At 63.9% G+C, this 13168-nt stretch carries 7 protein-coding genes; all 7 read left to right on the top strand.

What is annotated here, in order from left to right; all coding sequences use genetic code 11:
- On the top strand, nucleotides 1–3174 hold a 3174-nt coding region (locus ABJF10_RS22515), incomplete at its 5' end, for a response regulator (RefSeq protein WP_348546864.1).
- A gap of 12 nt (nucleotides 3175–3186) precedes the next feature.
- Entirely contained in the window at nucleotides 3187–5769 is a 2583-nt protein-coding gene (locus tag ABJF10_RS22510; protein ID WP_348546863.1) for a response regulator, read from the top strand.
- A gap of 65 nt (nucleotides 5770–5834) precedes the next feature.
- Complete coding sequence (locus ABJF10_RS22505; RefSeq protein ID WP_348546862.1) at nucleotides 5835–6896, top strand: hypothetical protein; 1062 nt, start codon at nucleotides 5835–5837, stop codon at nucleotides 6894–6896.
- Between the two features lie 42 nt (nucleotides 6897–6938).
- Nucleotides 6939–7502 carry a sigma-70 family RNA polymerase sigma factor gene (locus tag ABJF10_RS22500; protein ID WP_348546861.1) on the top strand — a complete coding sequence of 188 codons (564 nt, stop codon included), beginning with the start codon at nucleotides 6939–6941 and terminating at the stop codon, nucleotides 7500–7502.
- A complete protein-coding gene (locus ABJF10_RS22495; protein ID WP_348546860.1) occupies nucleotides 7499–9109 on the top strand; it encodes a LamG-like jellyroll fold domain-containing protein in 1611 nt (536 codons plus the stop codon). Before ABJF10_RS22500 ends, ABJF10_RS22495 begins: the two co-directional genes overlap by 4 nt.
- Nucleotides 9106–12051, top strand: coding sequence for a PSD1 and planctomycete cytochrome C domain-containing protein (locus ABJF10_RS22490; RefSeq protein WP_348546859.1), 2946 nt, complete (start codon nucleotides 9106–9108; stop codon nucleotides 12049–12051). The genes ABJF10_RS22495 and ABJF10_RS22490 overlap by 4 nt, the downstream gene beginning before the upstream one ends.
- Nucleotides 12041–13168: DUF1501 domain-containing protein (locus ABJF10_RS22485; RefSeq protein WP_348546858.1), on the top strand; the 1128-nt coding region annotated here is incomplete at its 3' end. The genes ABJF10_RS22490 and ABJF10_RS22485, both read left to right, overlap by 11 nt.

Genomic DNA, 13168 nt, shown 5'->3' with positions numbered 1-13168 from the left:
GCCGCCAATCTCACCGACCAGGTGCGCGGCATCGTCAAAGTGGTGACCGCGGTCGCCGACGGCAACCTGCGCCAGCGCCTCGCCGTGCAAGCGAAAGGCGAAGTTGCCGCCCTCGCGGAAACGATCAATAACATGACCGATACGCTGGCCATCTTTGCCGACCAGGTGACCAATGTCGCCCGCGAGGTCGGCGTCGACGGTCGGCTCGGCGGCCAGGCGAACGTGCCCGGCGCCGCCGGCACGTGGAAGGACCTCACCGGCAATGTAAATCTCCTCGCCGCCAATCTCACCACGCAAGTGCGCGCCATCGCCGAAGTGGCCACGGCGGTGACAAAAGGCGATCTCACCCGTTCCATCCAGGTGGAAACCCGCGGCGAAGTCGCGGAATTGAAGGACAACATTAACACGATGATCGACAACCTGCGCGTGACCACGGAGCGCAACCAGGAGCAGGACTGGCTCAAGACCAACGTCGCCAAATTCACCCGCAATTTGCAGGGCCAGCGCGACCTGTTCACCGTCGGCCAGATGCTGCTCTCCGAGCTCGCGCCGCTTGTCTCCGCCCAGCAAGGCACGGTCTACCAAATGACGGCTGGCGAAGGCGGCGAGTCCAGCCTCCGCCTGCTGGCGGCTTATGCCACCCGGCCCGACCAGGCGGAACGGCTCGGCGTCGGCGATGGCCTCGTCGGGCAATGTGCGCGGGAAAAACAGCGCATCCTGCTCACCAATATTCCCGCTTCCTACACGCCGGTGCACTCCAGCCTTGGCGAAGCGCTGCCGGCGAGCATCGTGGTGCTGCCCGTGCTCTTTGAGGGCGAAACGAAAGCGGTCATCGAGCTCGCTTCGCTCCACGCCTTCACCGACGCCCACCTCAACTTCCTCGAGCAGCTCACCCAATCCATCGGCGTGGTGCTCAACACCATCGAGGCGACGATGCGCACGGAGGGTTTGTTGCAACAAAGCCAGCAACTCACGGCGGAATTGCAATCGGGGCAAAAGGAATTGCAGCAGACGAACGAAGAGCTGGAGCAAAAGGCCCAGCAGCTCGCGGAACAAAATGCCGAGGTCGAACGCAAGAACAAGGAAATCGAGCAAGCCCGCAGCGCACTCGAGGAGAAAGCAGCGGAGCTGGCCCTGACTTCCAAATACAAGTCGGAGTTCCTGGCCAATATGTCGCACGAGCTGCGCACGCCGCTGAACTCTATCCTCATCCTCGGCCAGCAACTCGCCGAAAACGGCGCGGGCAACCTGAGCGAGAAGCAGGTCGATTTCGCGCGCAACATTCACTCCGCCGGCGCCGACCTGCTCAACCTCATCAACGACATCCTGGATCTTTCCAAGATCGAGTCCGGCACGGTCGCGGTCGAGGCCGAGGAAATCACCTTCAACTCCCTGCGCGAATCGGTCGAGCGCAACTTCCGCCATATCGCGGACAACAAGAGCCTGCCCTTCGTCCTCGAGTTCGACCCAAACCTGCCCCGGCACTTCACCACCGACTCGAAGCGGCTCCAGCAAATCATCAAGAACCTGCTTTCGAATGCGTTCAAATTCACCGCGCAAGGCGAGGTGAGCATGAAAGTGCACGCCGCGCCGGAAGGCTGGAGCGCGGATCATCCGGTGCTCAAGCGCGCGCCCAGCGTCATCGCGCTCGCGATCAGCGATACCGGCATCGGCATCGCGCCGGAAAAGCAACGGCTCATCTTTGAAGCGTTCCAGCAAGCCGACGCCGGCACGTCGCGCAAATACGGCGGCACCGGCCTCGGCCTCGCCATCTCCCGCGAACTCGCCACCCTGCTGGGCGGCGAGATTCGCCTGAACAGCGTGCCGCACGAAGGCAGCACCTTCACGCTCTACCTCCCGCTGAACTACATCGGGCCGGCCGCTGCGACCATCCGCGTCGCCGGCACGTTGCACAGCACGCAGACCGTGACGGCGCTGCCCGTCCTGCCGGTCGCCCGCGAGGAAGAAATTGCCGACGATCGCGATTCGCTCCAGCCGGGCGACACCACGCTGCTCATCGTGGAGGATGATCCGCACTATGCCCGCGTGCTGCTCGGCCTGGCACGGGACAAGGGCTTCAAGGCCCTCGTCGCCATGCGCGGCCAGCAAGCCCTCACCCTGGCGCGGCAATATCAGCCCACCGCCATCACGCTCGATATCTTCCTGCCCGACATGCTCGGCTGGACGGTCCTGAACAACCTCAAACTCGACCCAGCCACGCGGCACATTCCCGTGCAGATCATTTCACTCGACGAAGAGCGCCAGCATGGCCTCTCGCACGGCGCGTTCTCCTATATGGTCAAGCCCGCGACCACCGAAGATCTCGATGTCGCCTTCGACCGCATCAGGACCTTCGCCGCCCCGCGGAAGAAGCGGCTGCTCGTGGTGGAGGACAACGATCTCGAGCGGCAAAGCATCGTCGAACTGCTCGACCACGACGACATCGAGATCACCACCGTGGGCACCGGCGCCGCCGCCCTTGAGGCCTTGCTCGACAAGCCCTTCGACTGCGGCGTGCTCGATCTTCGCCTGCCGGACATGAGCGGCTTCGAGCTGCTCGACAAAATCCAGGCGGAATCCAACCTGCGCGACGTTCCGATCGTCGTCTTCACCGGCAAGGAACTCTCCCGCGACGAAGAGAGCCATCTCAAGACGGTCGCGAAGAGTATCGTCTTGAAGGATGTCCAATCACCCGAGCGGTTGCTCGACGAAACGGCCTTGTTCCTCCATCGCATCGTGGCCAACCTGCCCGAGGCGAAGCGCAACATGCTGGAGCAATTGCACAAATCGAACGAGGCGCTGCGCGGGCGGAAAGTGCTCATCGTCGACGACGACGCGCGCAACATTTTCGCGCTCTCCATCGTCCTCGAAAACCAGGAAATGGAAATCCTCAGCGCCACGAATGGCCGCCATGCCATTGAGCTGATCGAAAGCACGCCCGAGCTTTCGATGGTCCTGATGGACATCATGATGCCGGAGATGGACGGTTACGAAACGATGCGCCGCATTCGGAACATTGCCCGCTTCCGTTCGCTCCCCATCCTCGCGCTCACCGCGAAGGCCATGAAGGGCGACCGCGAGAAATGCCTCGAAGCCGGCGCCAGCGATTACATCGCCAAACCCGTGAACACCGATCAACTCCTCTCCCTCCTGCGCGTCTGGTTGCACCGGTAAGTCCCGCCTCGCATGGAGAAGCTCATTTCCATCCTGCTCGTCGACGACGATCCGAAGAACCTGATGGTCCTGGAGACCATCCTGAACTCGCCGGAATACCGGCTGGTCAAGGCCTCCTCGGCCGACGAAGCGCTCATGGCGCTGATGAATTATGAGTTCGCAGCCATCGTGCTGGATGTGCAGATGCCCGGCATGAGCGGGCTCGAACTGGCCCGGCTGATCAAGCAGCGCAAAAAGACCCAGCACGTCCCGATTCTGTTTCTCACCGCCTACTACCAGGAGGATGAGCACGTGGTTCTCGGTTATGACGCGGGAGCGGTCGATTACATCACCAAGCCAGTCAACCCAGCCGTGCTGCGCTCCAAGATCGGCGTCTTCATCGAGCTCTTTCGGAAAACCACGGCGCTCGCCGAAATGAACCGGGCCATGGAAGCGGAAATCATCGAGCGGCAGCGGGCCGAGGAACGCTTTCGCATGGTGGTCGAGACGGCGCCGAACGCCATGGTCATGATCGCGGCCGATGGGCAGATCCTGCTGGTCAACTCGCGCACCGAGTCACTTTTCGGCTACGATCGCGACGAGTTGATTTGTCAGCCGATCAGTGTACTCATCGCCGAGGATGCGCTGCACGATTTTGAAGCCGCCCGCGTGCCCCGCGAACTGGTGGGCAAACGCAAGAACGGCACGACGGTGCCCATCGAAATTGGGCTCAGCCAATTCCAGTCTGCGGACGGCACTTTCAAGCTGGCCTCGTTTGTCGACATCACCGAACGCAAGCGCGCCGAGGCCGCGTTGCGGGCGGCCAACGCGGAACTGGAAGCCAAGAATGCGGAGTTGCGCCGCCAGGCGGAGGATCGCGTGCGCCGCATGCGGGCCGAGGCCGCCAAAGCCGAGGCGGATGCGGCTCGCGAGCGCTCGGCGTTCCTGGCGGAGGCCAGCAGCGTGCTCGCGTCCTCGTTCGACTATTGCGAAATGTTCACCGCCCTCGCCCGGCTCCTCATCCCGAATTTCGCGGACTGCTGCATTGTCGACCTCGTGCAGGATGACGGCTTGCTGCTGCCGATCGTGGTGGCGCACAAGGACAAAGCCATCGAGCGCCGGATCCATGAGTTTCGGGAAGCGTTCCCGGCGCGGATCGACGATGGCCGGGGCGTAGCCGCGGCGCTGAAGAGCGGCGTGCCGGTGCTCTGCACGCAGTTCGGGGAAAAGCAAATGGCAGCCTTCGCGCGCGATCCGGCGGAAGAAGAAGCGGTGAAGCATCTCGAAATTCAGTCCTACATCGTCGTGGCCATGAAAGCCCGCGGCCGCACGCTGGGCGGGCTGTGCCTCGCCAGCATGACCGAGCGCCGCTATAATGAGGCCGACCTCTCGCTCGCCCTGGAACTGGCCGAACGCGCCGGCCTCGCCCTCGACAACAGCCGGCTCTACGCGGAGTCCAGCCAGGCCCGCGAGGCGGCGGAAGCGGCCAATGCGGCGAAGGATCGTTTCCTCGCCATGCTTTCCCACGAGTTGCGCACTCCCCTCTCGCCGGTGCTGCACGCTACCACCCTGCTGGAGGAACAGGATTGCCCCCCGCACATGCGCGCCACGCTGGAAACGATCCGGCGCAATGTGCAACTCGAGGCGCGCTTGATCGACGATCTGCTGGATCTCGCCCGCATCCGCAACGGCAAACTGCAGCTCCAGTCCGAACCGGTGGATGCGCACGATTTGCTCCGCCGCGCCGTGGACATCTGCCAGGCGGATATCGCCACCCGCAACCTCCGGCTCACGCTCGACCTGCGCGCCACGCACGTCATGCTCGAAGCCGATCCCGCGCGCCTCCAGCAGATCTTTTGGAACCTGATCAGCAACGCGGTCAAATATACCCCGCCCGGCGGAGCGATTGCTTTGCACACGGAAGACGACGAAGACGGGGGCGCGTTGCGGGTCGAAGTCACGGATTCCGGTGTTGGTATTGAGTCCGCCCGGTTGGAGAGCATTTTTGACGCGTTCGAACAGGCCAACAGCGGACGCTCCGGCGGCCTGGGGCTCGGCCTCGCCATCTGCCGCGCCCTGGCCACCCTCCATGGCGGACGCATCGCGGCGCGCAGCGGGGGCTCCGGCAAAGGAGCCACGTTCATGGTCACCCTGCCCGTCGCCAACCACATTCAGCCCAGCCACAAGGCCGCACCGGCAGCCCCCCCGCAACAACCAGTCAAAGGGCTCCGCGTCCTGCTCGTCGAAGACCATGCCGATACCGCTGCCACCCTCGGGCGGCTGCTGGTCAATTCCGGTTATGTCGTCCAGACGGCGACGGATGTCGCGGCCGCGGTGCGCAGCATCGAAGAATCGGAATTCGATCTCCTGGTCAGCGATATCGGATTGCCCGACGGGAGCGGCCTGGAACTCATGCCGAGATTTGTCGAAGCTGCGGCCGACCGCCCGATTGCGGGGATTGCCTTGAGCGGGTTTGGCATGCCCGAGGATTTGGAGCGGAGTTATTCGGCGGGATTCCATGAGCATCTCATCAAGCCGGTGGATTTCGCCTTGCTGCGCAAGGCCCTGGCGCGCGTCTCCACCAAAATCCCGGCTCCGGTTCCGGCGCTGGCCTGATCCGTCGGGCCGCCGACTTCGCTTTTGCTCGTTGTTAAAAGGAAGTTTTGCCAGGGTTCTACCCCATGAACTTCCCCCGCATGCGATTCCTGCGCCTGGCGTGTGTTCTTCTTCCTATCGCGGCTTCGGCTTGGGCGGGAGACTTGAACAAAAATTACTTCGGCGCCACCACTGCGGGTGCCTGGTCCGAATACCTGCTCACCTCGCCGGACGGTTCGAAATCCAACTTCAGCTACCAGCGGAGCGCCGATAACGATGGACATCCCGTCGTCGAGCTCGAGGTGAAGGTTCTCGCCGGACCCGGCAAGGACTCCAAGAGCAAGACCGGCTACATTCTGCCCCGCGACTTCCATTTCGAGCGGGACGGCCTCAACTACGGCCGCTTCACCGAGAAGATGACCATGAGCTACGCCGGCAACGAGATGGCCGTGGACGCGACTACCCTGGATGCCATCAAGCAGGGAACGAAGGATTTCAAAGGCGCGCTGATCTTCGAGGCCTCCGAGAAGATCGATGGCCGGGCCTGCGACCGCTACTCCTACTCGCTCAAGATCGGCGGACCGAATCCCACGCAGGAGACCGGGCGCCTCTGGATGAATCCCACCGTGCCCTTCGGCATGGTCCGGCAATCCGCGCGCATCACCGACCCCGCGGGCAAGCTCGTCACGGAATTTGAAATGCGCCTGATGGATATGGGCGTCAATCAAGCGCTGGCCGCCGCTGCCGCACCACGGGCGCCGGTGCCGGAAAAAAAACCACCCGCGCCATCGCAAGTAAGTCTGGCGGATGGCTTCAAGGCCGGACGCGTGGGCATGGACGTGGAGGTCGTACCCGGCTCGTCGGGTCGCAAGCTGAGTCTGGTTTTGGTCAACAAAACGGAGGCGAATCTGACCGTCACTGTCCCGGCAGGCGAGATGCAGTTCGAGGTGGATTCGCCGGTCAATACCCTCCAGATCGCGACCGCGAAGGCGGCCCAGATCTCCATTCCGGCGGGGGAAAAAGCCGCACCCATCGTGGTGGAACAGCACGCGGCCCGGGGCATCGCCGCTGGCCACTGTTCGTTATCGGTCTACGAGGGCACACCGCTCTTTTCCGGTTCCGTCACCATCAGCAACGTGCCGAAGTAAATAGTTTGTCCAAACCCGCCCGACGCGGGAGTGATTCAGTGCATGACTGCCGACGAACCAGAAAACCTCTCTCCCGCTGGCGGACCCGACGCCGGTTATGAGGCCTTCGTCCGGCTGCTCGTCGAGCACGAGCCGCGGCTGCGCGCCTACCTGCGCGGGCTGCTGCCCACTTGGGCGGATGTGGAAGAGGTCATGCAAAACGCCAGTCTCGTCGCCTGGCGGAAGTTCTCCGAGTTTCAGCAGGATACCAATTTTGGCGGCTGGCTGCTGACCATCGCGCGCTTTGAAGCACTGAAGCACCGCCGCAACATGGCGCGCAGCCCGCTGGTCTTTTCCGACGATGTCTGGGATTTGCTGGCCAGCGAATCCAGCGCAGAAGCCGATCCGGCCCATCGCCGCCGGGAGGCATTGGAAAAGTGTCTCGGCAAGCTGCCCGGCGCGCAACGCGAGTTGGTCCTCCAGGCCCACACCCCCGGTGCCCGCCTCAAGGAGATCGCCCGGCAATCCGGCAGCAGCGAGCAGGCTTTTTACAAAACGATCCAGCGATTGCGCGCCGCCTTGCTGGAATGCATTTCGCGCACCCTGGCGCAGGAGGGCCAGGCATGAGCAACGACGCATTGCACCGCCTCATCGCCGCCTGGCTGGATGGCCGGATCACCGCCGAGGACTCGGCCGCTCTCCAGGAGACCCTGCGCACCTCGCCTGAGGCCCGCGGCGAATTCCGCCGCTGGACCCAGCTCGATGCCGCCTTGCGCGAACAGGCGGAGCGTGGTGTCGAAGCCGCGGTGGCCGAAAAGATCGTGCCGGTGCGCTTCCGCACGCTCGGCTGGCTGGCCGCGGCCGCGTCGTTTGCGGCGCTCCTCGGCATCAGCGCGTTGTGGATGCACGACCGCAGACACGTTGCCGCACCCCAGCTCGCCCACCAGGCGCCCGAGCAGACGAATACGGGCTGCGCCATTCTCACGCGAGCGACGGATGCGGAGTTTGCCGACGCGACCGGCTTGCGCGTCGGCGACACCATCCGCCCCGGCGCGCTGCGGCTCACCCGCGGCGCGGCGCAGATCGAGTTCTTCAGCGGAGCATCCATGATTCTCCAGGCCGGCGCATCGCTCGAACTGGTATCGCCGTGGGAAGCGGTCTGCCGTGCCGGCAAGGTGACGGTGCGCGTTCCCCCGCCCGCCCAAGGCTTCAAGCTGCGCACGGCCGGGATGGACCTGGTTGATCTCGGAACCGAATTTGGCGTCAACGCCGACGCGGGCGGCGCGACCGAGGTCCATGTCTTCGAGGGCAAAGTCGAAGCGCATCCGGAAAACGCCGCCATGCAATTGCTCAGCACCGGCCAGAGCCTGCGCCGCGCCGGCGACCACACCCTTTCCCCAGGCCAGGCGAAGCCCGAGGATTTTCCCAGCATCGAAGGCTTGAACGCGATCAGCGCGAGCCATGCGCAAGCCCGTTACGACGCCTGGTGGCAATATGTGCAAAAAGAAAATTCCGATCCGCGCCTCATCGGCTGTTTTCTTTTCAAGCATTGGCGGGACGATCGTTGGGACCGCTTCATCAACAATTTCGCCGAGCCGCGCGTGACCTCGCGTTCCGGGGGCGCCGTCGGCGCGCGCTGGACCGAGGGACGCTGGCCCATGAAAGACGCGCTGGAATTCAAAAGCCCCGGCGACCGCGTGCGCGTCAATCTCGGCCAGGAAACCTACTCCGCCATCACGCTCGCCGCCTGGGTCCGCGTGGATGGTCTCGACCGCAAATACAACGCGCTGCTGCTCACCGACGGTTACGACCCAGGCAACCCGCACTGGCAAATCTACGAAGATGGCCGCCTCATGTTTTCCGTCGCCTACCCGATTCCTGGCGAGCTGGACGCGAAGAAGAAGAACAACCAGATCTACTACTCGCCACCGGTCTTCGATCTCACCAACCAGCGCCGCTGGCATCACATCGCGGTGACCTACGACAATCAAAGCGGCGCCGCCGTCCAGTATCTCGACGGCCGGGAAATCAGCCGCGAAGTCAGCCCCTTCCATCAGCCCGGCCGCCCCCTCCACTTTGGCTTCTGCGAGATCGGCAACTGGGGTCTGCCTACGCAAGGCCATCAATTCCCCATTCGCAATTTCAACGGCCGCATCGACGAATTCCTCATCTACCAGGCCGCCCTCACCCCCGCCGAAATCCACGAGCTGTTTGAAAGCGGCAAACCGGAATGAAAACGCCCGCGCATTTCTCGGAAAAAGCCTCCGAACCTGTACCTGGAGGGCACCGCGCCGTCGTTGCTGGAGCGGGAGGTTTTCCCCAGCACCGACGGCGCGGTGCCCTCCAGGCCGCTTTTCCATTTTCCGTTTTTCTTTTTGCAATTGCTCTCCCTGCCGCTGCGCTCGCTTCCGACAACCCCGCAGAGCTCCTCTACGTCCGCCGCATCGCCCCGCTCTTCGCGGAAAAGTGTCTCTCCTGCCACGGCAACGACGAGAAAAAGATCAAGGGCGGTTTCGACATGCGTTCGCTCGCCGCGGTGATGAAAGGCGGCGAGAGCGAGGAACCGGGATTGAAGCCGGGCAAACCGGAGGAAAGCCCGCTCTACCTCGCCGTCACCCGCGCCCACGAAGACGACTGGAAGCCGATGCCGCCGAAAGAAGCGGACAAGTTGTACGCGGAACAGGTCGGCTGGATCAAAGAATGGGTCGCCGGCGGCGCACCGTGGCTGGACAAGACGCGCGTGGAGGAGATCGCCCAGGCCAATGCCGCCAGGTGGTCAGCGGAAGATGGCCTGCCGATGAAGACCTCGGGCGGCTTGAGCGCGGAGTGGACGAATCGCAAATACAAGCCGGAGGGCCTGTGGGCGTATCAGCCGGTCAAGAAGCCAGTCACCCAGCAACCAGGTGCCGCCGCAATCGACGAGCTGATCCGCGCGAAGATGCCGGCCGACCTCCCCGTCGCTCCCGCTACCGATCGCCGCACGCTCCTTCGCCGCGCGACGTTTGATCTCACCGGGCTTCCGCCCACACCGGAGGAAATCGACGCTTTCGCCCACGACCCCCAGCCCGACCCCGAGGCCTTTGCCAAGGTCGTCGAGCGCCTGCTCGCTTCGCCACACTACGGCGAGCGCATGGCCCAGCATTGGCTGGATGTCACCCGTTACGCCGACTCCTCCGGTTTCTCCAACGATTACGTGCGCGGCAATGCGTGGCGTTATCGCGATTACGTCGTCCGCGCCTTCAATTCCGACAAGCCCTACGACCAGTTCGTCCGCGAACAGATCGCCGGCGACGAGATCGACCCCGGCAATCCCGAGATGCTCATCGCCACCGGCTTTCTGCGCATGGGTCCATGGGAACTCACCTCCATGGAAGTCGCGAAGATCGCCCGCCAACGCTTCCTCGACGATGTCACCAACAGCGTCGGCGAGACTTTCCTCGCGCATTCCCTGCAATGCGCGCGCTGCCACGACCACAAGTTCGATCCCGTCCCCACGCGCGACTACTACGGCATCCAGGCCGTCTTCGCGACGACCCAGCTTTCCGAGCGCGCCGCGCCGTTCCTGCCCGCCGAAAATACCAGCGGCTTCGCGGAGAAACAGTATCTCGAAATGAGCCGGGGCGATCATCTCGCCACCCTCGCGATGCTGGACGAGAAATCCCTCAAGGCTTCTACCGCGTGGCTGGCCGAAAAGAAAATCGACCCGGCAAAATGGCTGACGACGGTCGAACGCGCACGGCAACTGCCCCGGCTCCAACGCGGCTCCCTCTACAGCACCGCGCGCAACCTGTTGCTCAAACAGGGCGTGCCGGAAGATCAGTTTCCGCCGCGGATGCTCGGCTGGACGCCGGAGGAAATCGGCTTCGAGCGTATTGCCAACAAAGGCCTGGAGCGGCTCTCGTGGGAGCTGGAGCGCTACGAGCCATTTGCCCTCGCCGTCTACGACGGACGCACGCCGCAGGTCACCAGCATTCTTCGACCGGTGCGGATGGCGGCGAATCGGATGACCGAAGGCGAGTTGGAAGAACCGTGCATTCACATCGGCGGCGATCCCTTTTCGCACGGGCCCGCCGTATCACCCTGCGTCTTGAGCGTCCTCGGCAACGCGCCGCAGACGCCCATTCCCGAAGGCATCGAGGGACGGCGCAAGGCCTTCGCCGAGTGGGTGGCGGGCAAGGACAATCCCCTCACCACACGCGCCATCGTCAATCGCCTCTGGCTCTGGCACTTCGGCCAGCCCATCGCCGGCAATCCCAATAACTTCGGCAGCACCGGCAAGAAGCCCACGCATCCCGAGCTGCTCGACTGGCTGGCCGCCACGTTGGTCGAGCAGGGCTGGTCGTTCAAAACGATGCACCGGCTCATCATGAACTCGGAGGCCTATCGCCGCGGCGCGGATTACCCCGACCGCCAGCGGCTCACGGAGAAAGATCCCAACGGCACGTCCTACGCCGTGTTCCAGCCGCGCCGGCTCGGCGCCGAGGAATTGCGCGACGCCATGCTCGCCGCCACCGGCGAATTGAATCTCACCATGGGCGGCATTCCGAACCGCCCGGAGATTAACCTCGAAGCCGGGCTCCAGCCCCGCCAGGTGATGGGCACCTTCGCCGCCGCCTGGACGCCGAATCCGCTGCCGCAGGAGCGGCACCGCCGCTCGCTCTACGCGCTCAAGCTGCGCGGTCTCGTGGACCCGGCAATGGAAGTCTTCAACGCGCCCGCGCCCGATTTCTCCTGCGAACGGCGGGAAGCCTCCACGGTGACACCGCAGGTCTTCAGCCTCTTCAATAGCAAGGCCAGCTACGCCCGCGCCTTGGCGCTGGCCGCGCGCGTGACTAGGGAAACAACGACCGACCGCGCGGCCATCGAACGCTGCTTCCTGCTCACCTGTGGCCGCGTGCCCGGCGAAACCGAAGTAGCCGCCTGCCTCGCGCACTGGAGCAAACTGCAAGCGGAGCCGGCGCCGACCGTGCTCACCTTCGACAGACCGCCCCTGGAAGTGCGCCGCGATGCCATCGAGGAAAACACCGGGGAAAAATTCTCCTTCACCGAGAAGCTGCACGCCTGCGCCGACTTCGTCCCCGACCTGCAACCCGCCGACGTGGACGCGCGCACTCGTGCCCTCGCCGATGTCTGCCTGGTGATCTTCAACACCAACGACTTTGCCTATGTCTACTAAGCCCTACTTCCCCTGCGCCGGCGCCCGCGCCTTGCACGCGCCGACCCGCCGCGAATTTCTCTACGGGCTCGGCGCCAGCATCGGGAGCCTGGCTTTTACCTCGTTGCTTCAGGCGGAGGAGAAACCAAATCCGCTCGCGCCGCACGCGGGCCATTTTCCGGCGAAGGCGAAGAATTGCATCTTCCTCATGATGGAGGGCGGGCCGTCGCACATCGACACCTTCGACCCGAAACCCAAGCTCTCCGAGCTGCACCTCCAGGAATTCGTGCGCGAAGGAAAACAGAAGTCCGCGATGGAAAGCGGCAAGCGTTACTACGTGCGCAGCCCCTTCGCGTTCCGCCAATGCGGCCAGAGCGGTGCGGACATGGCGGAGAACTGGCAGCACCTCGCGGGCGTCGCCGATGACATCTGCTTTTTCCGCGGCTGCCAGGTGGACAGCGTGAATCATCCCACGGCGATGTATCAGATGAATTGCGGCAACCGCTTCGGCGGCGATCCCGCCATCGGGGCGTGGGTCACTTACGGAATCGGCTCGCTCAACCAGGACCTGCCCGGTTTCATCGTGCTGCCGGAAGTGAGCTATCCGCAAGGCGGCGCGGCGAATTGGAGCAATGGCTATCTGCCCGCGCATTTTCAAGGCACGCCGCTGCGCTTCAAGGGGTCACCGATTCTCGATATCGATCCGCCGCACGGCATCACACGGGAGCACGAGCGCGCGAATCTCGACCTCATTGCCCAGCTCAACCACGCCCAGCAGGCGCGGCATCCCTGGCAGGATGATCTCGCCGCGCGCATGGATAACTACGAGCTCGCCTATCGCATGCAGGCCCAGGTGCCGGAAGTGCTCGATCTCTCCAAGGAAGATGCGAAGACCAAGGAACTCTACGGCATCGGTCAGGATACGACGGATTCCTTCGGCCGCAAATGCCTGCTCGCCCGCAAGCTGGTGGAGAAAGGCGTGCGCTTCGTGCAACTCTACAACGGCACATGGGACAGCCATGACTACATCGAGCGCGCCCACGGCAATCTCGTCCGCGGCGTGGATCGGCCCATTGCGGCGTTGCTCGCCGATCTCAAGCAGCGCGGCCTGCTCGAGAGCACGCTCGTCGTCTGGTGC

The sequence above is a fragment of the Chthoniobacter sp. genome, from assembly GCF_040003245.1.
In the GTDB taxonomy this organism is placed as follows: Bacteria; Verrucomicrobiota; Verrucomicrobiia; order Chthoniobacterales; family Chthoniobacteraceae; genus Chthoniobacter.
This window is presented reverse-complemented; position numbering and strand designations above follow the sequence as displayed.